Genomic DNA, 24,851 nt, shown 5'->3' with positions numbered 1-24,851 from the left:
TGGAGCTATCTCTTTTAATATTTTATGAGGTAGCTCCTTTACTAATTTTTATATGGTTAATAAATAATTTGTATACAAACTATATTTACACGAATAATAATTATATGTATAATAATAATTGTGCTTGAAAGGAGAGCCTCTCTATGGAGATGTCAAAGGATAAATTAATCGGATTTGCTTCAGTTCGAACAAGTAGAAAGATTAGTCGACTATTAAATCATTATTTAAAGCCATATCAAATTACATCTGAACAATGGAGTGTACTTAGAACACTAAAAGAGTCGGATCATATATCTCAAAAGGAATTATCAGAGAAAGCCGATAAAGATCAGGCTACACTGACTAAAATTCTTGATTTGCTTGAAAAAAATGATTTTGTCAAAAGAGTAGCTAATCCTAAAGATAGACGATCCTTTCTCATTACTATTACAGAGAAAGGGACTGGGTTAGCTGAAGAATTATATCCATATATTGAGGGCATTTTTAGTAAGGTTATCGATGGAATTAATAAGGAATCGTTGGAGACATATTTAAATGTATTACATTCAATTGAGAGTAATACTGATTCACTTCTAAATGATATCAATAACTAGAAAGAAGGATTATTAAATGAACGAATCACCTAAGTTGTGGACACCACAGTTTATGGCCATTGTCTTAATGGCTTTTTTATTTTTTCTTTGTTTACAATTATTAACCGCTGGCTTTCCAGCCTTTATAACAGATGTGAAAAATAACCCAACTCAAGGCGGACTCATGACTACTATTTTTATGCTTGCTGCTATTGTGACCCGCCCGTTCGTAGGTTACTTGATTCATCGTGTAAATGTGAAGAAGATGAGCGTATTTACATTATTATTTGTTGCAGTAACATTGTCTCTTAGTTACGGACAGGAATCTGTTCCGTATTTGCTTCTTTTGAGAATTTTTCACGGTATTGGTTTTGGCATAATGACAACAATATTAGCTACATTGGCAACGAATATTATACCTAAGAAAAGGCTAGGTGAAGGGATTGGCTATTACGGACTTGCTACGAGTATCGGAACAAGTATGGCACCAATGATTGCCTTAGCTTTACTTGCATATATGCCTTTTAATACTTTATTAATCATTGCAGTGGTATTAGCTGTTATCACTTTTTTATGTAGCTTTATGATTAAAACACAAGAGGCACCTGTTTCAAGTAAGACAATCGAAAAGAAACTTTCTTTTAAAGAATCTATTTTCGATAAAAAGGCATTTATACCAAGTCTACTATGTGTTTTTTTCTCCATCACTTTAGGAGGGGTAGTTAGTTTTCTTCGAGAGCTTGGAAAAGAGGCTCATTTAGGTGGTACTGTTTCTTTATTTTTTCTTATTGTAGCCATTATTATGCTTGTTGCACGTCCTATTTCTGGAAAGCTTTATGATACTTATGGACATAAAGTAATTATATATCCAGCGATTATTTGTGGGGTCATTGGGTTATTTTTATTATCGATAACTAATGGTTCAGTAACACTACTTACCGCAGGCTTTTTCTATGGAATTGCATATGGAACTGTCACACCTACACTCCAAGCAATAGCTGTCAGCCTAGTAACGAAAGAAAAACAAGGAACGGCTAATGCAATGTATTTTTCAGCAATGGACTTAGGAATGGCCATTGGTTCTACTGGTCTTGGTATTCTTGCTGCTAATAAAGGCTTCCATTTTATCTATGGATTTTCAATTATTTGTCTTGTATTATTAATCCTCATTTACGCCTTACTATTTACGAAGAAAAAAGAAACCGAAGCACCAGTGTCTGACACGTATTATTCATTAAAGTAAATTTTTTATTTAAATAAAAGATATGAGAAAAAGCTATCACATGTATGCGATAGCTTTTTCTCTATTTTATAGTTGTTGTTCAAAATTCACGCGTTTATTTAAGTAATACATAATTGGAGCACCAATTGCCATTACAACAAACTCTCCAATTGCAGTCGTTACCCATGTAATCGTGAATGGCAAGTCAAAAGCCAGATGAAGTTCAATAGCGATGAGGAACATAGTAATTGTAAAGACGATCGTATTTACTATCATGCGTCCCCATATATTTTTAATAAATTTTGAAATGATGATCGTGATAAGTAAGGCAATGATAGATTGTCCAACCCCAAAAACAAGGTCATAAGCCCTCATAGGGGAAAAAAATAAATTGGTAAGAAAAACACCTAAGACAATGCCAATCATATACTTTTTGTTAAACACGACCAAATGATTAAATATTTCGGATACTCGGAATTGTATATTCGTAAACCCAAAGGGTTGAATGATAAACGATACGGCAATGTATAATGCAGCTACAATCCCATTTCCGACAAGAGTTTTGACTTTCATATTCAGTTCTCTCCTTAGTTTTTTATCGTGGGATGGTTTCGAACCACGTTTGAGTAAACACTCAAGATATAATAATATAATATATATAGAAAATTCGTCAATTATAACTAATGGCTGTTTTGGGAGAATGTGCTATTAAAATTAAAATAAGAGGGTAAGTTGAATGACCCCATTTACTGAGAGAGTCGTAACAATTATTCGAAATATACCGGAAGGAAAGGTAATGACTTATGGACAAATTGCTACAATTGCAGGTAGTCCAAGAGCTGCAAGGCAGGTTGTAAGAATTTTGCATTCTATGAGTAAGAAATATCAACTGCCATGGCATCGAGTGGTCAATTCCAAGGGAATGATCGGTTTTAAAGATGATGAGTATTATCATGTTCAAAAGTTCTCCCTTCAAAGTGAAGGGGTTGAATTTAATTCGAATGGAATCATCAATCTTAAAATATTTCAATATCAACCTGATAGTCTGTGAATACACGCGAAAAGGGGTGTCTAAGGGAGGGTGCTCCCCAATAAACACCCTAAATAAAGCCTGGCCAATTTTTCTTTAAAGTAAAGTCCAACTATATAACATTAAAGATCTCTAGAAAAAATAGTGACCCCATAAATATCGGAGTTTTGCTCACATATTTTATCAAATCCACTTCTGATTAAACCTTTAGCTGCTGTTTGATAAGGTTCACTAGAACGTAAAAAACGTTCACATTTACCTGCTTCTCCAATAATGGTTACTTCAACAATTGTACGTGGTGATTTTGGATTTAATGGATTTCTTTCTGAAACGATCGTAACAACATCTGGTGGTTTCGGTATCATATCATTTAAACCCACTTTCTCACCTCATTTCTGTTAGGTTTACTTTATTAAATGTTCTTCTCAATAAAATTGCTTGTTTTACTATCATATAGATTAGAAGAAAAGGCATATCATTAAATAAAACGAGAGTTATATAATCATATAATTTAATGCTCGGTATTCCAAATATCGCTTCCTTCAGGATGTTTAGATGAGAATGGAGGAACAAAACAAAGAAAAATATACTTCATTTTTAGTATCCCAGTCTATCTGCAGTGCATTTTCATATACTATACAGTGGGCTTAAGAATGGGGGTGTATAAATGAAAATAAGGGATAAATTTCGTCTTTCTTTTCTCACATGGAATTTGTATATGGGGGCGGAATTGCCACCACTGTTTACCGCTGTTAGAAACCAAATTCCGAATTTAGTATCAGATGTGTATCAGCAATTTCTTGCAACCAATTATCCACTTCGTGTAAAAGCGATTGCTCGTGAAATTGCACAAAAGAAGCCAGATTTAATAGGTCTTCAGGAAGCTGTAAAGTGGCAGTTAGAAATCCCGAATTTTCGAACGATCACCTATGATTTTGTACAGATGTTAATAATTGAGCTAAAAAAGAAAGGCTTAGACTATGCCCTTGTTGTTCAAAATAATAATACAACAGTAGAGCTTCCAGACAGTAATGGTAATTTAATTCGTTTGATGGATAGGGATGCGATATTAATACGAAATCAAAATAGATTGCAAGTGAATAAAAGAATGAAGGCTAATTTTCAAACGAATCTTAATATACAAATTCAAAATCAACAGATGGAAATTCTACGAGGATGGTGCTCGATTGATATTAGACTTGATAGAAAACAATTTAGATTGATTAATACTCATCTGGATACGCAAATAGATATTCAGATCCAGCAAGCAAGGGAAATAATTGTTGGACCGGCTCAAACAGATTTGCCTCTAATAGTGATGGGAGATTTAAATTCTAATGCGATGACCAATGACTCGATAACATATAAACAGTTCAGCGAATTTGGTATGCAAGATATATGGATAAATAGTGGAATAGATACCGGTGTTACATGCTGTCAGGGACCTGATTTATTGAATGCTGAATCAAGTCTAGATAGCCGTATTGATTTTATTCTATATAAAAATGGTTGGACACCAATAGAGGCAGAGATCGTAGAAGGTAGAACAAATACGGGGTTATGGTCTTCGGATCATGCAGGTGTATCTGCAAAAATGTATCTAAATTAAAATTTCATGAACAGCAAGACTCGTCATTAAGACGAGTCTTTTTTTGAGCAATTCCTTCCCCTTTATAGAAGATTACGTAGAAAATCGTTTGTCATGGTTTGAAAGTAATTATGTTACTATTAACTAAAATGGAAAAAATTAAGGGGGGATTCTGAAAATGGAAGGCATTTTGTCAATAAATAATTTAAGAAAGAGCTATGGAGCTAATGAAGTTTTACAGGGGATTGACCTTACAGTATCAAGAGGGGAAATTATCGGTTATATAGGACCAAATGGTGCGGGGAAAAGTACAACTGTAAAGATCATTCTTGGTATTGAAGAAGGATATACTGGTGAGGTTAAGCTATTTGGAAAAGATATATCAGATGGAAATATTGAATATAAGAAAAAAATCGGCTATGTTCCTGAAATTGCTGAAGTATATGATACTTTAACGGGATTTGAGTATTTAACCTTTATTGGTGAATTATATGGAATGGATTTTGATTTGGTAGAATACAAGGCTAAGAGATTAATGGAATTGTTCGGAATTGGGGACGTTTATCATTCAAGAATTTCTTCTTATTCTAAAGGGATGAAGCAAAAATTACTAATCATCTCAAGCATGTTGCATAATCCAGAAATTTTATTTTTGGATGAGCCAATTAATGGCTTAGATGCGAATAGTGTAATGATATTTAAGGAAATATTATCTCAATTAGCAGAACAAGGGAAGACCGTGTTTTATTCATCACATATCATGGATGTAGTAGAGAAGATTAGTAGCCGAATTATTCTGTTGAATGGTGGAAAAATTGTCGCTGATGGAACCTTTGCTGAATTAAAAAATCAAAACAAGGAAGGTACATTGGAGGAAATCTTCAATCAATTGACCGGGTTTAATGAGCATAAAGAAATTGGTGAAAGATTTGTATCCATTGTTCAAGAGGTGTGACTATGGAAGATTTTCGAACCTTAAAAATTCTTGATCGTTGCCAAGGTTTATTCGAAAAAATGGGTGTTGATTACTCCATCTTGAGAAAAATTTTAAAAGTCAAGCTAATGATGGATCAAAGAAGAGTTCCTACTATATTTAGCCAATCATCAAAGAAGAAAAAGGACAACAAAAAACAAGAAACGAATGGATTTATTAAATCCTTATGGATTTATGCGTTTATCGGTTTATTTACGATTCCATTTATTGTATTTGGAAAAAATTATATGTTTCAGATGAGTATTGTTTTTGGGATAGTTATGTTTATGGTTATGACATCAATGATATCTGATTTTTCGTCTGTATTATTGGATGTTCGTGATAAAAATATACTACATACAAAACCAATTAACCGTAAAACAATAAGCATCGCAAAGTTTGTCCATATCTGTATCTATTTAGTTCTTCTAACTACATCAATTACGGCTATTCCAATGATTGTAGGACTATTTAGGCATGGTATTGTATTTTTCATTATTTCAATCATTGGATTAATTTTAACGAATTTATTAATTGTTGTGTTCACTGCATTATTGTATATTTTTGTTTTGAAATTTTTTGATGGAGAAAAGCTGAAAGATATCATTAACTACGTACAAATTGGTTTGTCTTTGGCATTAATGGTTGGTTACCAGGTTCTTATTCGCTCATTTGAAATCTTTGATTTTGACTTCGTATTACATCCACATTGGTGGCATATATTTATCTTTCCTATGTGGTATGCAGCTCCATATGAATGGATAATAAATGGCCAAAGTTCAATGTTCTATATAGTGTTCTCTTTTCTAGCTATATTGGTTCCTTTGATTGCCTTTTGGATTTATCTTCGTCTCGTTCCAGCCTTTGAAAAGAATCTGCAAAAGCTTTCAAACCAAAGTAAATCTAAACTAATTAAGCGTAGAGGCTGGAAAGAGTGGTTATTAAGCTGTATTTGTCGAAGTAAAGAGGAAAGGGCATTCTACCGATTTACAACTTTAATGATGAAGCATGAACGCGATTTTAAATTAAAAGTTTATCCTTCATTAGGCTTTTCCTTCATAATCCCATTTATTTTTATATTTACAACCATGAATCATAGGGGATTTAATCAAGCTGGAAGCAAATCCTATTTAACTATTTATTTTAGCATGTTAATTATTCCAACAGTTGTGATGATGCTTAGATATTCTGGGAAATACAAAGGAGCTTGGATTTTTAAAACATTGCCAATTAAGGATTATTCGCTATTATTTAAAGGTACGTTAAAAGCATTTTTAGTAAAATTATATTTACCAATTTATTTAGTTCTAGCTTTCATTTTTATCATCATTTTTGGCATAAAGATTGTACCTGATTTAATCATTATTTTAATAAATTCCTTTTTGTATACGATGATTAGCTTTCTTTTTTTGGAAAAATCGATTCCGTTTTCTGAAAGCTTTGAAACTATTGGGCAAAGTGAGGGATGGAAAATATTTGTCCTATTTATTCCAATCGCTCTTCTCGCAGGAATTCACTTTGTTAGCTTGCAGGTTCCAATTGGAATTTATATTAATATCGTAATATCTTTTATTACTAGTTTGTTTCTCTGGAAGATAGGATTAAGGAAGGTACAAATATAAAATTACCGTTGAGAACAAGGTCTTGGAGGAGATAATATGATATTTGATCAACAATTAGAAAAATATGCCGAGCTTACGGTTAAAGTAGCACTTAATATACAAGAGGGTCAGCTGTTATGGATTTCAGCACCAACAGGTACTGAAATTTTAGTAAGAAAGATTGTGAAGCAAGCGTATCTTACTGGTGCGAGAAATGTTCATGTTAATTGGTATGATGAAGAAATAAAGCGTACTCATTATGAATTAGCTTCGAATGAAGTGTTTAAGCAATACCCTAAATGGCTAGTAGCTGCACATGAGGAGTTAGTTGAAAATGGTGGGGCATTTTTACAAATTGAAGCGGATGATCCAGATTTATTAAAAGGGATTTCAATCGATAAAATTACAAATTGGCAGAAGGCACAAGGGGATGCGCTGGACCATTTTTATGAAGCCATTGATACGGATAAAATTAGCTGGTCCATCATTGCTATGCCATCGAAAAAATGGGCAGATAAAGTGTTTCCCCAGTTACCTGAGAGGGAACGGATTCCAGCGCTTTGGGAGAAAATTTTTCAAGCAGTTCGCATTGATCTTGAGCATCCAGTAGATGCTTGGAGAAAACATATAGATGAATTATCGGAAAAGGCTCATTCTTTAAATGAAAAACGGATTAAAAAGTTACATTACCAAGCAGAGGGTACTGATTTATGGATAGAACTTCCAGATAGGCATCTTTGGTTGACAGGGAGCAGTGTGAACTCAAATGGTGTGACATTTATCGCTAACATGCCTACTGAAGAAGTGTATACGGTTCCTCTTCGAACGGGTGTAAATGGATATGTATCAAGTACAAAGCCATTAGCTTATCAAGGAAATGTTATTGAAGATTTTACTCTTACCTTTGAATCGGGGAAAATTGTGGATGTAACAGCAAAGGTAGGTCAGGAATTATTAGAGAAATTAATAAAAACAGATGAAGGTGCTTCTTATTTGGGCGAAGTAGCATTAGTTCCTCATAATTCGCCAATCTCTACTTCACAATTACTATTTTTTAATACTTTATTTGATGAGAATGCATCGAACCATTTAGCGATTGGTTCCGCATATCCAACTTGTTTAGAGGGAGGACAACTCCTTTCAGAAGAAGAAAGAAAAGCTGAAGGTCTAAACGATAGCATTGTTCACGAGGACTTTATGATTGGATCTGCCAAGATGAATATTGATGGTATTTTAAATGATGGTACAAAAATAGCCATTTTTCGTAATGGTAATTGGGCATTTTAATGATTATATCTACTTCCTTGAAGGAAATAATGACCGATTCAAAAATATTTATTTAAAACTAATAGGAAAGAAGCGATCGAGATGAGACAGATTATTGCCCTAGGTGGTGGTGGATTTTCCATGGAACCGGAAAATCCATTGTTGGATCGTTATATCTTACAACAATCAAACCAATCAGTACCAAAAATTTGTTTTCTTCCTACTGCGAGTGGAGATTCTGATAATTACATTCAGCGATTCTATCGATTTTTTGATAAACAATTATGTCATCCCTCTCATTTATCACTTTTTAACCCTCCAACAAGAGATTTAGAGTCGTTCATTTTAGAGAAAGATATTATTTATGTTGGAGGAGGAAATACTAAAAATTTATTAGCTTTATGGAAAGAGTGGGGACTAGATCACATATTGAGAAAAGCTTGGGAGCAAGGTACCATATTAGCAGGTATTAGTGCTGGCTCTATATGCTGGTTTGAGGAAGGATTGACTGATTCATTTGGTACTAGCCTTGAACCAATTCAATGCCTAGGGATCTTAAAAGGTAGTTGTTGTCCCCATTATGATGGAGAGATTGAGAGAAAACCAGCATATAAAAAAATGATCGACTCAGGAAAAATAATTTCGGGTGTAGCAATGGATGATGGAGTGGCAATCCATTACCTTGACCAAAAAATGAACAAGATAGTTAGCTCGAGACCCGAGGCAAAAGCATATGAAGTCAAACGAATAGATAATGAGGTTATTCAAAATGAACTGGAAGTAAATTATTTGGGGACGAAATAGAATGTTGATTATAATTACATTTTTTAAACAGTTGAATTGGAGAAAATATAATGGAGTATCTTAAAATATTTAATGAAGAGAAAGAGCCCATAGGTATCGCATCACGTGAAGAGGTACATAAAAAGGGTTATTGGCATGAAACATTCCAATGCTGGTTTATTAGTAAATGTAAAGATAAGTGGTTTGTCCTGCTTCAAATTAGAAGTAGCAATAAAAAGGACTATCCGAACTTGATTGATATTACAGCTGCTGGTCATATTATGGCAGATGAAGCAGTTGTAGATGGTGTTAGAGAAATTCAAGAAGAGCTAGGTATTAATGTTAAATTTAACGAATTGATTTCTTTAGGAATGATTGATTATAGTGTAAAGCATAAAAATCTTATTGATAATGAGTTGGCAAATGTATTTTTATATAAAAGTAATCATACGTTTGATGATTTTACCTTGCAAAAGGAAGAAGTTTCAGGGATTGTAAGAATTGAATTCTCCTCCTTTTATGAATTTTGTACAGGCATGCAAGAGGAAGTTAGGATACAAGGTTTTGTTTTCAATCAGAAACATGACAGAGTTCATATCAATCGAATCGCCAAAAAACATGAATTTGTCCCGCATGAAAGATCATACTATGAGACAATTGCAAGAAGAATAAAAGAAAAGATTGAAGAAGAGAATGAAGGACGATGAAAAGGGTGAATGACAATTACTTCAATTTGTTTAGTTCGACATGGAGAAACAGACTGGAACGTGATGGGAAAGATTCAGGGAAGAACAGATATACCATTGAATGCTAAGGGAATATTGCAGGCAAAAGAATGTGGAGAATTTTTGAAAGGAACCAATTGGGATGTTATCATTTCTAGCCCTTTAAAAAGAGCAAAGCAAACAGCAGAAATCATCAATACATATTTACATATTCCACTTGAAGAAATGGATGAATTCATTGAACGTCATTTTGGAAAAGCGGAAGGAATGACCTTAGAGGAAAGAATGACTGCGTACCCTGATAAGCAATATCCGAATCAAGAAGAGCTTCTATCTGTAGAAAAACGTGTGAAAATAGGGATTAATAAAATTCATGAAAAGTATAAAGACGGAAAAGTACTTCTTGTTGCCCATGGGGCAGTAATCAATACTATTTTATCTTTATTTTCAGATGGTGAACTAGGTTATGGAAAAACAAATTTAGTTAACGCGTGTATTAGTAATATTGAATACTTTCAGGAAAAGTGGAAAGTGAAGGATTATAATCAAATCTCTCATCTATCGCAATACAGGAATATTGAAAAAGGCTGAATCATTAGGGTGAATCAGCTTTTTTTCTATTTTCAAGATTCATTATACATAAAAGATATTATACTAATCATTTATTTAGGAATACGAATAAAAATAAGTGACTATTAATACGTAAAGAGGTATCTTAAAAGTAGTAAAATCAGACAAGGATGACAGGGATGAAGTTTTTAAATAAATATATAAAAAAATATTGGTTACCATTTAGTGTCGCCGTGTTGTTTTTAACCTTTGAGGCGATTTGTGATTTGCTGCAGCCAACAATCATGTCAAAGATCATCGATGTCGGTGTGGCTAATAGAGATTTAGATTATGTGTTTAAATACGGGGGACTGATGCTATTAATAACAGCTGGAGGTGCAATTGCCGCTTCTACACGGAATATATTATCAAGTATTGTGTCGCAAAATTTTGGTTCGGAGCTTCGTTCAGATTTGTTTCGAAAGATACAATTTCTTTCTTTTAGAAGCATAGACAAGTTTGACCGTGCCTCGCTAGTAACGAGACTGACAAATGATGTGACACAGGTCCAGGTGTTTGTAAATGGGTTGATGAGGATATTTGTTAAAGCACCGCTGTTATGTATTGGTGGACTGATCATGGCAACCAAACTAAATGTGCATTTAGCCGTAGTTTTAGCTGTAGTTGTTCCGTTGGTTGCATTAACGATTATTGTGAATATGAAGATTAGTTTTCCTTTTTTTATCAAAGTGCAAGAAGCATTAGATAAGGTGAACGGACTTATGAGAGAATATTTATCTGGAGTTCGTGTAGTTAAAGCTTTTAATCGTTTTGATTTTGAAGTAAATAAGTTTAATGATGCAAATGCAAAATTTCAAGATCGATCGATCTCGGCAATCAGAATCATGTCAATTTTTAGCCCGATCATTATGTTAGTGGTGAATTTGGGGATTGTTGCGGTGTTATGGATTGGCGGCATTCGTGTAGATCATGGACAATTACAGGCAGGGACAGTTATTGCATTCACTAACTACATGACACAAATTCTTTTTTCTTTAATGATGATTTCTATGGTGTTTAATATGTTTGTTCGAGCTAAAGCATCTGCAAGCAGAATTGGAGAAGTCTTTGCAGAAAACAATGAAATGACTTGGAAGGAAAATGAGACAAAAGCTGTAACAAAAGGGCAAATTGACTTTGAACAGGTAACTTTTTCTTATAATGGTACAACTGGCGATCCGATACTAAAGAATGTAACATTCACTTGTTTACCAGGAGAAACTGTGGGAATTATTGGCTCAACAGGCTCTGGGAAATCAAGCTTAGTTAGTTTAATTCCACGATTCTATGATGTTCATTCAGGAAGGATTAAAGTGGATGGGAGAGACATTAAAGAAATCCAACCGAGCAAATTGAGAGAAAAGATTGCTATTGTACCTCAAAAAACGACATTATTCACTGGAACAGTCATTGAAAACATTCGATGGGGAAAAGAAGATGCGTCATTTGAAGAGATTGAAAAGGCTGCAAAAATGGCACAGGCCCATGAGTTTATTCTAGAAACACCAGAAGGGTATGAGACCCGATTAGGTCAAGGTGGAGTGAATTTTTCAGGTGGTCAAAAGCAGCGATTATCGATTGCCCGTGCGCTAGTTAAACAGCCCGAAATCCTTATTCTTGATGATAGTACAAGTGCTCTTGATATGGTAACAGAGTCTAAATTAAAAGAGTCACTGAAAAAATACTCTACTAATTTGACCTGTCTTTTAATTGCGCAGAGAATTACTTCTATTATGGATGCAGATAAAATTCTTGTTCTTGATGATGGGGAGATTGTAGGTATTGGAAATCACGATGAATTAATAAAACACTGTAAGGTGTATCAGGAAATTTATCGATCTCAAATTGGAAAAGAGGTGAGGTAGAGTGTCGGAGCAAAAGGCTAGTCCACCAAACAACTTTCAGAGACCAGGCGGTGGACCACGAGGGCATGGGGGTAGAGGAGGTCCAATCGTTAAACCGAAAAATTTTACAGGTACATTAAAGAGACTTTGGCGTTATTTCGGAAACGAGAGAAAAATTCTATCCACGATTTTGATATTTATTGTCGTTGATTCACTCATTACCTTATCCGCACCGTATTTGATTGGTAAATCAATTGATGCAATGACCATTGGTGGAAAAGTAGATTTCGGATTGCTAAAAATGACAATTCTCGTCCTATTGATCGCTTATGTTGCTGACGGTATACTTACATTCTTACAAGGTTGGTTAATGGCAGGCGTATCGCAACGAATTGTCAAACGTCTACGAAGTAACTTATTTAAAAAGCTACAAAAGCTTCCTGTATCTTTTTTTGATACACGTACTCACGGAGAGCTAATGAGTAGACTCTCAAATGATATTGACAATGTCAGCAATACCATTTCACAGTCTACCACCCAATTAATGTCTGGCGGAATTGTATTAATTGGATCATTAATCATGATGCTTATCTTGAGTCCCGTCTTAACATTAGCTAGTCTAGTAACAGTTCCATTAGTCTTTTTATTAACTCGAACCATTGCTAAAAAAACGCGAGTATTATTTAAAAACCAACAAATTCAGCTTGGTAAATTGAATGGACATATTGAAGAAACGATATCTGGAATTCAAGTCGTCAAGGCTTTTAATCATGAGGATAAAGCGATTGAAGAATTTGAAGATATCAATACAAAACTAAAACAGGTGGGGTTGAAAGCACAAATCTGGTCTGGTTTTCTAATGCCCATCATGAATGTAATAAATAATTTTGGATTTGCGGTAGTTGCTATCATTGGTGGATTGCTTGCTGTGAAAAGTTTAATTACGATTGGTGTTATTGCAAGTTTCCTCACTTATTCTAGGCAATTTGGTAGACCATTAAATGACTTAGCAAATATATTTAATGTGCTTCAATCAGGTGTTGCAGGTGCAGAACGGGTCTTTGAAGTACTTGATGAAAACGAGGAGCTACCAGATAAGGAAGGAGCAATAACATTAACACAACCGAAGGGGCATGTTGTATTTAATAATGTAACTTTTGGTTACCGATCAGATGCTCCTATACTTAAAAATGTTAGTTTTGAATCTGAAATAGGCTCGAGCTCTGCACTTGTCGGTCCAACGGGTGCTGGAAAAACCACAATTGTAAATTTATTAACTCGCTTCTATGATGTGACAAGTGGAAATATTTATTTAGATGGTAAGGATATTCGTGAGTATACAAGGGATAGCTTACGGAAATGCTTTGGTATTGTCCTACAAGACACCTATTTGTTTTCAGGAACCATTAAGGATAATATCAAATATGGAAAACCAAATGCGACGGATGCTGAGGTTCAAGAAGCAGCAAAAATGGCAAATGCAGATGTGTTTATTCGTAGATTGCCAAAAGGTTATGATACTATGCTTTCCGAAAATGGTGGTAACTTGAGCCAAGGACAACGGCAGCTACTTGCGATTGCCCGTGTTATTCTAGCTAAACCAGCATTACTTATTTTGGATGAGGCAACAAGTAGCATAGATACTCGAACAGAGCTACATATTCAAGATGCATTATTAAAAGTGATGGACGGAAGAACAAGCTTCATCATTGCCCATCGTTTGAATACAATTCGTGAAGCTGATACGATTATGGTAGTTGATCATGGGAAAATTGTTGAAAAAGGAAGTCATGATGAGTTAATCGATAAACAAGGGATTTACTATCGCATGTTTTTTAATCAGTTTAAAAATATTGAAGGTGTATAGAATCGAGGGATAAACCATGTATTTAACGATAAAGGAAACATCTGAATATTTATCACTGCCAGAGACCTCTATTGAAAAATTAATTATGCAGGGCAAGATTCGTTTTGTTCATGATGGTGAACAATATCTATTATATAAAGACCAATTTAAAACCCATATAGAGCAAATGGAAAAATATAAGAAAAGGGTCGAAGAATGGTACAATGATCCCATTCCTGAAGATCCCGATGTAAAGGATGAGGATTAATCAATGAAAAAAATTTATCCACATATAACCATTGAGAATTGCAAAGAAGCAATTGAATTTTATGCTGAAGTACTGGATGGTCAAATTAAGAATACTAAACTTGCTGATGGAGTTGAAATGTTTAAGGGTCATGAAGGTAAATATATACATGGAGAATTACATTTCCCTAATGGATTTGTTATTTACTTTAATGATGTATTTGGCCATACACCGATCAAAGGAAACAACATTGAGATTGGTTTAGATCTTGAAAGTGAAAACGAAATCAATAAAATTTACGGTGCCCTTTCAAAAGATGGAAAAGTAGGCATGGAGCTTCAGACTACATTTTGGAACGCCACTTATGGGAAGGTAACAGATAAATTTGGGATTACGTGGGAATTGAATTACCAAAAGGAATAAAGAGTGGGGTCTCCTCCACCCTTTACCCTTTTTGAATTACTTATGGTACTAATCCGATACAATGGATATTTAAAATAAAATGGTATGATTCCCTAAAAATTCTATGCAAAAATCAATTATTTCCACTCAATAACTACATTCCTAAAACATACTCTACTCTTATTATTCTTACCATTCGCTTTTTTGTAACAAAAGTATAATTCGTAAATTTTAGAATAAAAGCTTACATTTCAAAAATGTTAAAACTGTTACTTAAGCCACTGTTTCTGTATCGAAAATGAAAGTAAAATGAAATTCATTGTAAATATTCATTTGTTAGAATACTAGAATACAGTAAGTATACATATTCAAAAGGTTTTCATAGTTTAGTAAAAGGGTAGTATATTTTAAGGACTATTCGCATTAAATGATTATGTAAATATGTCATATCGGGGGATTTATAAAATGACCTTAGAAGAGGTATTAATTGAAAAACAATATTATAAATATACATTCATGAAGGAGGGAGTAATCGATCCTCCTGTACGAGTATTAGGAGAGGCTTATGTTATAGAGAACCAGAAGGAATTTTCTGATCTGTCCTTTATTCGTTATGCACAAGGTGAGGTTTACTTTCACAATAAAGATTTTGAATCAGCAATTTTTAAATGGGAAAATATTAATAATGAATTAGAGCCATGGGCGAAAAAAAATATGGCAGATGCCTACTTTGAACTTGGGCTATTTTCTGCTGCTGAAGATTTATACCATTCAATTACTTCAGACTCCCAAGTCCTCACTACAGAGTTATCTCTCAAACTTTTTAACGTATATAATGTTCAAGGAAAAATGGATAAAGCTGTTGAAACAATTAAGGAAGCAGTTGCTTATAATCCAGATCATTTAGATGTTGCAACGATTGCACGAGAGTTTTTTGAAGAAAACGAGGATTGGAACAATGCAGTAGAATTAGCAGTAAATTCTGCAAGTAGCACAGTATCAATGGATTGGTTTGAGATATTAAAGAGATATAGTGATGAAGGCAAAACAAAACAATTTCCACCAAGTTATTTCAGTAAAGTGTTAACAGTCCTATATATAGAAAATCAATATCTATTTGAGAAATTAGTTTCCTCTTTATGGAGAAGTTATCAGACAGAAGCAAAGGATGTCTATATAGATTGGATCAAAGAGATCAATTTGCTTCTTATCAATATGGAAGATAGTAGTTCAAATGTATGGAGCGAACTATCCCAACTGTACTTTGACACGTATTCTGGTTTATTAAATGGGGAGCTCCTTGTTAAAGAACTGAGTACAATTATTCCGTATCATTTAGAAAATTGGCTGAAAATAGCGGATTCTTCAAAACAATTAGTGGCTTCGGCATCAGTATTAGCGTGGGAAGAAATATTTCCATCAACCTTTAATCAAGATGTTATACGTAACGCCGAAACTTTAATTATTCAATCAACAGGGGACATCGATGTATTAGAGGAAAGTTTAAAACTATTCCAGTCCATTTTACATTGGGCAGAATTGCAAGATATGCAGGTGGATTATTCTTTAAAATGGATGGTCCGTGAGCTATTAGATTTGGGAGTCCATCACCTTCTTGTCACCGGTTCTACAGAAAGTGGAAAAACGGATTGGGTTAATTCAATACTAGGAGGTCAAATCCTAGGTACACCTTCTGCTTCAGTCATCATGTATAAAGATCATGATGATTTGGAGATTGCGGAAATAACAGAAAATGGCATGAACCCTATCGACAGTATATCTGAATTTCATGATGCAATTTCAAAGCGAATGTTAATTGAGTGTAAACGCCCGGCTGATATTCTTAATAAAAATCAAATTACGATTATAGAAGCACCAAGTGTGAAAGAAGAAAGGTCTGTTAAGGAGTTTTTATTAGCTGATACTATAGTAGCGGTACTAAATCCAGATGAATATAATTGGGATGAAATAACGGAGCTGCAAAATCAAAGCGAAAATGTACCCATTCATTTTGTGATTAGCCAGTCAGAGAATCTTTATAATGAGCAAAAGATAACACTCCTAAAGGAGGAACTCCATTCTAGGTATCCATATGCAAAGGTGTTTATCAATAAAAATAGTAATCAGCAGTATGAATTGGATCAATTTATACAAAATATTACTAAAGAGATTTATGTGGAAGAAGCACGAACATTAAAAATTCTAGGTTCTATTCGATTATTGATGTCAACTATTTTAGGAAAACGTGTGGAAATGGAGAATGCTTTAAATGATTCTATAAAATGGGACGAAGATATGATAGCAAAATTAGGTGGCGCTATTCATCAACTCCAAGATTTAGAAAGTGAAAAAATTAAAAGCATTACTGGTTCCTATCAATTTATTAAAAATGAAATTAAACAAGAATTATCTGAATCCATTCCTAAAATACTTAAAGGCTGTTCAAGTCTTATTAATGAAAGCAGTGATTTCCGAAAGCTTCATTTAGAGTTAAATGAAGAAATGAACTCTCGAATTCAAGGTCACTTATACAGTAAGGTAATGCCATATTTCTATACATCCATCCGAAGCTGGATTGCAAATGCAGAAGAAGAATTTTATCAAAGTAGAATTTTTCTAGAAGAGATGCGAAATGGCTTTAATACCTTATATGGAAAAGACCAATTACAGTTACACACAGATAGCAAAATCATTGATGATTGGCGACGTGATGCAGAGAGAATGAAGAATGGGATACGAATGGAAAAGGTTAATATTCTATTAAGACATACGCCTAGCCAAGTTTTGTTGAAAAGTGCGGGTAAATTATTAGGCTCCCTTACACAAAATAAATCTATGCTAAGTAGCCGATATAAAAAGTTTATAGAAAACGAGGACTATCAAGCGATAGTGGATTTAGTAACTGAGAAGTTCCTCGTACAATTTGAATTATTTGAAACAGCAATAGAAAGAGATGTTAGTATGTTTTTCCAAGAACCTCTGTCAGAGCTTGAAAAAACAGTCCAGCAAACATTAATTTCTCGAAAAGAAAATGAAAATAGATTAAATAAAATGAAGTCTAACCCTGAACTTTTCCAAGACCCATTAACTTTATTTAAAGTGAAATTAAGACAATATGAATGGATTGTAGATGTGAACAAAGAAATAAGTTTAGTAAGATAATCAATTTTTACTGTAGCTAGGATGTATAAATCCTAGCTTTTTTTTAAGCTCTTTTCTTAAGTCATTGAGAAAAGAGCTACGAGCTTCATAAGACCGCGATCCCTAAAATAGGAGTAAAAGCCGGCAGTAAGGCTTTTACACAAGCATATTTGCAAGTTGTTATATTTATTAAGCTCTTTTCTCAAGTCATTGAGAAAAGAGCTACGAACTGTAAAAGGCCACAGAACTATTTATTAGGAGTAAAAGCCATCAGTAAGGCTTTTACAAAATAATGAAAATAGCTATTTAGACAATAGATATATGAAATAAGAGCAGTTTCCTCATTTTAATAGTTGTGATCACTATATAGGAGTTCATTGTATAGAGACATTTGTATTCCCTGAGTAGAAAAACTCTTGCTAATTTCTCTAGAAAGAGGGATAATAAAAACTAAAATTTATCAGAAAATTTACTACAACGGGAGATGTGGATATGAAGGTTGTTAAGTTTGGAGGATCATCTTTAGCGACAGGTGAACAAGTAAAGAAGGTTTTTGATATTGTCATGTCAGATCCAATGAGAAAAATAGTTGTTGTTTCTGCCCCGGGAAAAAGGTATCCAGAGGATGAAAAAATTACGGATTTGTTAATCTCTTGTGGAAAGTACTATTTAAAAAATAGAACATTAGATCATGCTTTCAAAAAAATAGTTGAGAGATATACAATCATTGCAAATGACTTGAATCTCTCAAGAGAATTAATCGACCAAATTAAGGAAGAGTTTGTTCGCGTGTTAAATCAGGATTTTAGTAATCCTATCATATATTTGGAAGCTGTAAAGGCTAGTGGAGAAGATGTTAATGCGAAGCTTGTGGCTGCCTATTTCCAACAATGTGGTGTTGAAGCTTCATATATGAATCCCAGGGATGCAGGGCTTTTGGTTAGCAATGAACCAGGGAATGCACAGGTTTTACCTGAGAGCTATAATAATCTAGCTAACTTAAGAAATCATCCAGGTATTATAATTTTTCCAGGATTTTTTGGGTTTAACAAAAATGGAGAGGCACTAACTTTTTCAAGAAGTGGTTCCGATATAACAGGATCTGTATTAGCAAATGGGGTTAAATCAACTATTTATGAGAACTTTACTGATGTTGATGCTGTGTATTCAGTCAACCCAATGATTATAGAACACCCAAAAGAAATTCGGGAGATTACTTATCGAGAAATGCGGGAACTATCCTATGCTGGATTTTGTGTTCTTCATGATGAAGCGTTAATTCCTGCATATCGGGCAGGAATCCCCGTACATATTAAAAATACGAATAATCCATCTGCACCAGGTACAAAAATTGTTTTCGAAAGGGTACAAAAAAATGGACCTGTTGTAGGAATTGCAAGTGATAATGGATTTTGTAGTATATATGTAAGTAAATATTTAATGAATAGGGAAGTTGGATTTGGAAGAAGGCTTCTTCATATTTTAGAAAAATTTAACCTTTCCTACGAGCATTCTCCTTCTGGAATCGATGATATTTCAATTATTTTACGAGAAAGCCAATTAAATAAGGAAATGGAAAAGGAGATAATCAATTATATAAAATATGATTTGGATGCTGATGAAGTTAAGATGGAGCATGGCCTTGCATTAATTATGATTGTGGGTGAAGGCATGCGAAGGTTTGTAGGAACAGCAGCAAGAGCATCTAAAGCTTTAGCAGAAAACAATATTAATATTGAAATGATTAATCAAGGATCATCGGAAGTTAGTATGATGTTTGGTGTAAAGGAAATGGACGAAGTAAAAGCAGTTCAAGCATTATATCAGGAATTCTTTGCGAAAGTTCTTATTTAAAGTTGTGACCTTTTCGAGAAAAAACCTCAGTCCTAGAAATATGGTAAAATAATACTAGTATGTATGTTTTTTTAAATGAGGGGATCGAATTGGGGCAAAATATATGAAAGAGTTAAATCAACTATCTAATCTTAAATGGTATAAGATCATTGTATTATTTATTATTTGTATGATGGCTTCAGGTATAATCATTTCACCAGCACCGATCTTTAGCATCAAGAAAATGATCCAGCTTTTATTTACAGTGACGATTTCAATTGTCTTTTTTATCTATCCAAAAAAAGAGACATTTATGTTTAAGGGAATATTAATTTATTTAATCGCTGGATATTTTTATAGTTTATTTTTGCTTTATCCTGAAACAACGTTAAATTTTGTATTTATTACAGTATTGCCATGCATTGCTATTGTCTTTTTTCATAAAAAAATTTATTACTCGATTGGAACTGTAAATCTTATCGGCGGGTATGGAATATTTGCTTATATATATTTTATTGATCAAGGGGAAAGATTTCCTTACTTTTTAGAAGATTATTGGGGGAACATTATCAACTTTACTGCATGTCAATTTATTTTCTTTTTTGTCTTTTTTATCACTAACAGTAGAACTGAAAAATTAAAGCTTTATTATGAGCAAATTCAAAGAACAGAAAGATTAAAAAATACAGGACAATTAGCAGCAGCTGTTGCCCATGAAATTCGCAACCCAATCACTGTGGTTAAAGGATTTTTACAGTTATATGAAGAAGATCAATTAATACCAATGAAATCAAAACAGCATTTTCAATTAATGTTGGATGAGCTAGACTTAGCCGAAAAAGTAATTTCGGATTTTCTATCACTTGCAAAGCCAAATACTGAGAAAACCCCTGTTTCCAATGTAAATGATACAGTACATAGTGTAGTTGAGTTGTTGTCGTCTTACGCTTCAGCGAATAATATTATTTTTTCATTATCTATTCATGACAACATAAATGTTCATTGCAGTAAAGTAGAAATGAAGCAATTACTTGTAAATTTCATTAAAAACGCAATAGAAGCAACGGATAAGAAAGATGGAATCATTAAAATTTCTACTGAACTTCATGAATCTAAACTACATTTACTCATCGAGGATAATGGGATTGGAATGGATAATGAAGAAATGGAAAAAATAGGAACTCCTTTTTATTCTTTAAAAAGCAATGGGACTGGATTGGGACTAATGATTTGTTATAACATTATAGAGAATTATAACGGTTCCATTAAATTTAGTAGTGAGAAGGGAAAGGGAACAAAAGTAACTATCCAATTTCAAATTGCTAGGTAATGGAATGCATTGAAAAAAATAAACTGCACTGAGTGCTAATTAAGCTTAAATATATATATAAATCTGATGATTCTAATAGAATCATCAGATTTTTTAATGATACGTATTAATGAAAGCTAATTTAGTTTATGATAAATTCCTCTTGGAAATCAGTAATTATTTTTGAAATTAAATGAACCAATTCTTCACTATATTTTTTTCTTAGTGTGAATGAAATCTCCATTTGAAAGGTTTGAAAAAGATCTTTGTATCCCTCATATTCTTGTCCGTCACCTAAACGATGATAGGCGATTGATCGGTCTCCAATAAATTTCCTATCGAAGATTACATTTACTTCAGGTAAATACTCCTTTAATCCATTCGTGATGGAACGCTCGAACCAAAGCTTCATTTCTTTTGAACAGGATTTTCCGTTGAGTGTGCCAATCTCTATAGCAAAAGGACCATAATGAGCATCCTTCATCCCGTGGATAGATAGATGAAGGTAGGGCTTTACTATTTGACCACTGCTAATATCCAATATAGTTAAATATTCGAGAATATCTTTAATGGTTTCCCGATATTCAATGATGGCTTCAATATTTTCAACAGAAGGACTACGATTTAAATCAGCATATTTTCTTGATACTGTACTAATTATGCCTGCACATCCGATTTTTTCTACTATATTTTCAACTAATTTATCAGTATATAAATCTGCAACAGGCGGTGCCGCATGTAAGGCTTCAATATGGGCGGAAATAACAGCTTTTCCCTTATTATATTTTAGATACTTATTATGAATATAATTGATCTTCACGTAATGGGATCCTCCTTTTTGATGAAGGCTCATTAATATGTTGCTTTGCAGCCATAACGGTTTTTAACCTATATTTTTGGCTGAAACTTTACCTGAAAAGCAAAAAATTGTGTAAAAAATATCCATTTAAAAAATACTCACCGATACAATGTCGATTAGCATATAAAGTATATTATGGAATGATCTATATGTTAAAGGTGGAAAGGGATTTTTTGGTTCTTAAACATCTTGATAATATATTGACAATTCTGATCATTAAAGTTTTGCTAAAGGCTTATCTTATACAAATGCAAAAGTAATAGTAATGGTGAATATATTTTTACTTGTGAACAGAGATTGAAAAATATGTCTATATTATCTGGTTAAACACACTGGTACTATGCTGAAACTTTCATACCATAAATAAAAGTAATTCATTATTGGAGGTTTACTATGATTTCTTTTGGGGAACAGTTCTTTTTAGCCAATGATAAAGAATCTATTTTACAGACTTTAAATATAAATCATGTTCCATCGGTCGAACTAGTGGATCCAAAATATGATGAATACCCATTGATTGGACGAAAATACGGTCAACATAATGGAAAAGATATTTTCATTATTAATTCTTATATTGAAGGTGAAATGGAGAAGTTTGATTATTTTACAAAACTATATTCAATCGAAAAAGAATATTGTTTGGAAATAAAAGGACAAAAGATAATGAAGGTAAGTGAAGCTATTGGCAATAGGATGATTTTTAATGAAATACCGATAAGAACCTCCGCTTATGGTTGGATTTGGGGAAATGTGGAAATAGATGATATCCCATTTGAATGTTTGGAAATTGCAGTCAGAGCTCTTTATGTAGTAGGGATGACATGTGGAACAGTGAAAATTGGTAAATTAGCAAATCAAAAAATGATTGTTTTGGATATTCATCCGTCAGAAGATCAATATTTTGAACGAATACAGGAGAATGATTCTTTCACTATAGGAGCAGATATTGAATTCATGCTTAGTTGTGATGGAGATTTAATTCCAGCATCACATTTTTATCCTTTAGAAGGTGCTATTGGTTGTGATGAACGGCAAATGGAAAAAGATAGTGGACAATATGTTCTGGGCGAAATACGACCAAATTTTTCCCAATCACCTAGGGAGTTATTTACCAATATAGAAAAGTTAATTGAGGAGGCAGCGAGGAAAATTCCATATGAGAATATTGAGATCCGAGCTGGAAGTATGCCTTTTACCGGTTATCAATGTGGAGGGCATATTCATTTTGGTATGCCTATTTCTTTATCTTTATTACGAGCACTTGACCAATATTTAGCCATTCCAATAGCAATTGTTGAATGTCCCGAAAAGGCAAAGCTTAGACGGAAAACAAAGCATGGAGGTCTTGGAAGATATCGAGTCAAATCATATGGATTTGAATACTTATCTTTAAGTTCTTGGATAACTGATCCAAAATTAACAAAGTCAGTATTATTTTTAGCTAAATTGGTTGCTGAACATCATCATGAGTTAATTTGTGATTATTTATATCATCCAGTTATACAGCAGGCGTATTATAATGGGAATCGGTTTTTGCTGAGGAAAATATGGGGTGACCTCAAAGAAAGATTAATGAGGACTACAAGCTTTACCCAATATCAAAATGAACTAGATGCTTTATTTAGTGTTATAGAAGAGGGAAACATATTTGAGGAGTCTATCGATATTCGTAGAAATTGGGGAATCGGGATTCCTAAGGAAATATACGACCCAGGCTGCAATATACAAATACCAAAAGGGACACGAATGAAATTTAATCTACAGGTTGGAGACAAGGCATTTGTATCTGCTGGAAAAAAGATATCAGCAGCTACGATTCAACCATATCCATTCTCCTTTCGGGATTCAAATAGAGTCTATCTGTCAAAAAAACTAAGGGAAAGACTAATTGTCCCCAATGACTGGCATCCTAGAATATCAATGGATAATGGAGCGATTATTCTTGGTCCAATTATAGGAATTCTTGCCGCTCGTCCTTTTGATAGGCAGACAACGTATTTTCACCATTTAATGCGAATTGCTTATGAAAGGAAAATGCTCGTATATGTTTTCGAACCACAAGATATTATATGGGATCGACAGTTAATAAGGGGCACAGCTTTAACAGGAGAAGGAATTTTCCCTTTTCCATCTGTTATTTATGATCGTTATTTTATAGGAAATGAAACTAATATTGATATTAATGATATTAGAATGAAGCTTCAATCCAGTTATCATATCCCTTTTGTTAATTCTCAAAAATTATTTACAGTGACAGGGAATAAATGGGATACTCATCAGCTACTAATGAAGGAACATGATGAATATTTACCAGATACTTGCTTGTTAGAGAAGCAATCGGAAATTACAGACATGTTAAATCAGTATGGTGAAATATATCTAAAACCAATCGGTGGCTCAATGAGTATGGGGGTTATCCGAGTAATCCGCCGTCCAACAGGAATCTTTTGGTTTGATTTTAGTCAAAATATAACCCAACAACTATCTAGTACAGAAGAGTTAAACGAAATGGCCATGCAGCTAATGAAAAAGTCATCCTATCTAATTCAAGAAGGGATAAGAAGAAAACAAGTCGATGGAAAAAATTTAGAGATCCGCGTGTATATGCAAAAAAATGGACAACAAAAATGGTTAAGAACAGGTATGGTTTCTCGAATGACAACCGAAGAGGTACTTACCGAAGAAACAGAAAGAAATGTACGATTAAGTAAAATTCTTTCGAAGATTTACCCAAATCCTCTTGAAAAAAGTAAAATTACCCAACAATTAGCGGAAGTGTCTAAAAGGGTTGTAACAACTCTGGAAAAAGAGGTTGGTAGTTTCGGAGAATTAGCAGTTGATTTGTGCATTGATCAATATGACTCAGTGAAGCTTCTTGAAATTAATGCAAAACCAGATAATTTGTTTTCACAGATCAAAGCTTATAAATTACGTAATATTGCTGGTCTCCGTTTAATCAATTATGCTGCTTCATTAGCTGGTTATGATCGTGATTAGGGAG

The 24,851-nt window shown here is 33.6% G+C and carries 21 protein-coding genes and 1 riboswitch; of the genes, 18 read left to right on the top strand and 3 right to left on the bottom strand.

The window, feature by feature from the left end:
- The first annotated feature begins 143 nt into the window (after positions 1–143).
- Both I5818_RS22435 and I5818_RS22430 read left to right on the top strand, forming a co-directional pair.
- A complete protein-coding gene (locus I5818_RS22435; protein ID WP_058003168.1) occupies positions 144–593 on the top strand; it encodes a MarR family winged helix-turn-helix transcriptional regulator in 450 nt (149 codons plus the stop codon).
- 16 nt (positions 594–609) lie between these two features.
- On the top strand, positions 610–1,815 hold the full coding sequence (locus I5818_RS22430) for an MFS transporter (protein WP_058003167.1): 1,206 nt from the start codon (positions 610–612) through the stop codon (positions 1,813–1,815).
- Positions 1,816–1,881: 66 nt separating this feature from the next.
- Here the strand turns inward: I5818_RS22430 and I5818_RS22425 are convergent, their stop codons facing one another.
- Positions 1,882–2,367: a QueT transporter family protein gene (locus I5818_RS22425; RefSeq protein ID WP_058003166.1), complete on the bottom strand. Its 486-nt coding sequence runs from the start codon at positions 2,365–2,367 to the stop codon at positions 1,882–1,884.
- Positions 2,368–2,375: 8 nt separating this feature from the next.
- Positions 2,376–2,420, bottom strand: a riboswitch (PreQ1 riboswitch).
- Between the two features lie 110 nt (positions 2,421–2,530).
- Here I5818_RS22425 and I5818_RS22420 point away from each other — a divergent pair.
- Complete coding sequence (locus I5818_RS22420) at positions 2,531–2,845, top strand: MGMT family protein (protein WP_071976404.1); 315 nt, start codon at positions 2,531–2,533, stop codon at positions 2,843–2,845.
- A 101-nt stretch (positions 2,846–2,946) separates the two neighbouring features.
- On the opposite strand, the gene I5818_RS22415 is transcribed toward I5818_RS22420, so the two are convergent.
- Positions 2,947–3,204 (bottom strand): hypothetical protein, encoded by a 258-nt coding sequence (locus I5818_RS22415; RefSeq protein WP_058003164.1) that lies wholly within the window; start codon positions 3,202–3,204, stop codon positions 2,947–2,949.
- Positions 3,205–3,491: 287 nt separating this feature from the next.
- Here I5818_RS22415 and I5818_RS22410 point away from each other — a divergent pair, with 287 nt between their 5' ends.
- The 14 genes from I5818_RS22410 to I5818_RS22345 all read left to right on the top strand — a co-directional run bounded on the left by I5818_RS22410 (position 3,492) and on the right by I5818_RS22345 (position 21,012).
- A complete protein-coding gene (locus I5818_RS22410; protein ID WP_071976403.1) occupies positions 3,492–4,433 on the top strand; it encodes an endonuclease/exonuclease/phosphatase family protein in 942 nt (313 codons plus the stop codon).
- A gap of 157 nt (positions 4,434–4,590) precedes the next feature.
- Complete coding sequence (locus I5818_RS22405) at positions 4,591–5,367, top strand: ABC transporter ATP-binding protein (protein ID WP_071976402.1); 777 nt, start codon at positions 4,591–4,593, stop codon at positions 5,365–5,367.
- 2 nt (positions 5,368–5,369) lie between these two features.
- Positions 5,370–7,007 carry an ABC-2 transporter permease gene (locus tag I5818_RS22400; protein ID WP_078110744.1) on the top strand — a complete coding sequence of 546 codons (1,638 nt, stop codon included), beginning with the start codon at positions 5,370–5,372 and terminating at the stop codon, positions 7,005–7,007.
- A gap of 36 nt (positions 7,008–7,043) precedes the next feature.
- Complete coding sequence (locus tag I5818_RS22395) at positions 7,044–8,273, top strand: aminopeptidase (RefSeq protein ID WP_078110745.1); 1,230 nt, start codon at positions 7,044–7,046, stop codon at positions 8,271–8,273.
- A gap of 81 nt (positions 8,274–8,354) precedes the next feature.
- On the top strand, positions 8,355–9,056 hold the full coding sequence (locus I5818_RS22390) for a Type 1 glutamine amidotransferase-like domain-containing protein (RefSeq protein ID WP_058003159.1): 702 nt from the start codon (positions 8,355–8,357) through the stop codon (positions 9,054–9,056).
- Between the two features lie 50 nt (positions 9,057–9,106).
- Positions 9,107–9,742: an NUDIX hydrolase gene (locus I5818_RS22385; RefSeq protein ID WP_078110746.1), complete on the top strand. Its 636-nt coding sequence runs from the start codon at positions 9,107–9,109 to the stop codon at positions 9,740–9,742.
- 15 nt (positions 9,743–9,757) lie between these two features.
- Positions 9,758–10,351 (top strand): histidine phosphatase family protein, encoded by a 594-nt coding sequence (locus I5818_RS22380; protein WP_078110748.1) that lies wholly within the window; start codon positions 9,758–9,760, stop codon positions 10,349–10,351.
- Between the two features lie 158 nt (positions 10,352–10,509).
- Entirely contained in the window at positions 10,510–12,234 is a 1,725-nt protein-coding gene (locus I5818_RS22375; protein ID WP_058003157.1) for an ABC transporter ATP-binding protein, read from the top strand.
- A 1-nt stretch (position 12,235) separates the two neighbouring features.
- Positions 12,236–14,080, top strand: coding sequence for an ABC transporter ATP-binding protein (locus I5818_RS22370; protein WP_058003156.1), 1,845 nt, complete (start codon positions 12,236–12,238; stop codon positions 14,078–14,080).
- A 16-nt stretch (positions 14,081–14,096) separates the two neighbouring features.
- Positions 14,097–14,327 carry an excisionase family DNA-binding protein gene (locus I5818_RS22365; RefSeq protein ID WP_058003155.1) on the top strand — a complete coding sequence of 77 codons (231 nt, stop codon included), beginning with the start codon at positions 14,097–14,099 and terminating at the stop codon, positions 14,325–14,327.
- 3 nt (positions 14,328–14,330) lie between these two features.
- Positions 14,331–14,729 (top strand): VOC family protein, encoded by a 399-nt coding sequence (locus tag I5818_RS22360; RefSeq protein ID WP_078110747.1) that lies wholly within the window; start codon positions 14,331–14,333, stop codon positions 14,727–14,729.
- 444 nt (positions 14,730–15,173) lie between these two features.
- Positions 15,174–17,870 carry a tetratricopeptide repeat protein gene (locus I5818_RS22355; RefSeq protein WP_209391820.1) on the top strand — a complete coding sequence of 899 codons (2,697 nt, stop codon included), beginning with the start codon at positions 15,174–15,176 and terminating at the stop codon, positions 17,868–17,870.
- Positions 17,871–18,341: 471 nt separating this feature from the next.
- Positions 18,342–19,703: an aspartate kinase gene (locus I5818_RS22350; protein WP_071976396.1), complete on the top strand. Its 1,362-nt coding sequence runs from the start codon at positions 18,342–18,344 to the stop codon at positions 19,701–19,703.
- Between the two features lie 103 nt (positions 19,704–19,806).
- The gene (locus I5818_RS22345) at positions 19,807–21,012 is read left to right on the top strand and encodes a sensor histidine kinase (protein WP_071976395.1); all 1,206 of its coding nucleotides are present in this window, start codon (positions 19,807–19,809) and stop codon (positions 21,010–21,012) included.
- Between the two features lie 121 nt (positions 21,013–21,133).
- Here I5818_RS22345 and I5818_RS22340 read toward each other — a convergent pair whose 3' ends face one another.
- On the bottom strand, positions 21,134–21,811 hold the full coding sequence (locus tag I5818_RS22340; RefSeq protein ID WP_071976394.1) for a hypothetical protein: 678 nt from the start codon (positions 21,809–21,811) through the stop codon (positions 21,134–21,136).
- 432 nt (positions 21,812–22,243) lie between these two features.
- Here I5818_RS22340 and I5818_RS22335 point away from each other — a divergent pair, with 432 nt between their 5' ends.
- Positions 22,244–24,847, top strand: coding sequence for a putative amidoligase domain-containing protein (locus I5818_RS22335; protein WP_078110550.1), 2,604 nt, complete (start codon positions 22,244–22,246; stop codon positions 24,845–24,847).
- The last annotated feature ends 4 nt before the right edge of the window (positions 24,848–24,851 follow it).

Source organism: Heyndrickxia oleronia (assembly GCF_017809215.1).
Lineage (GTDB): Bacteria > Bacillota > Bacilli > Bacillales > Bacillaceae_C > Heyndrickxia > Heyndrickxia oleronia.
This window is presented reverse-complemented; position numbering and strand designations above follow the sequence as displayed.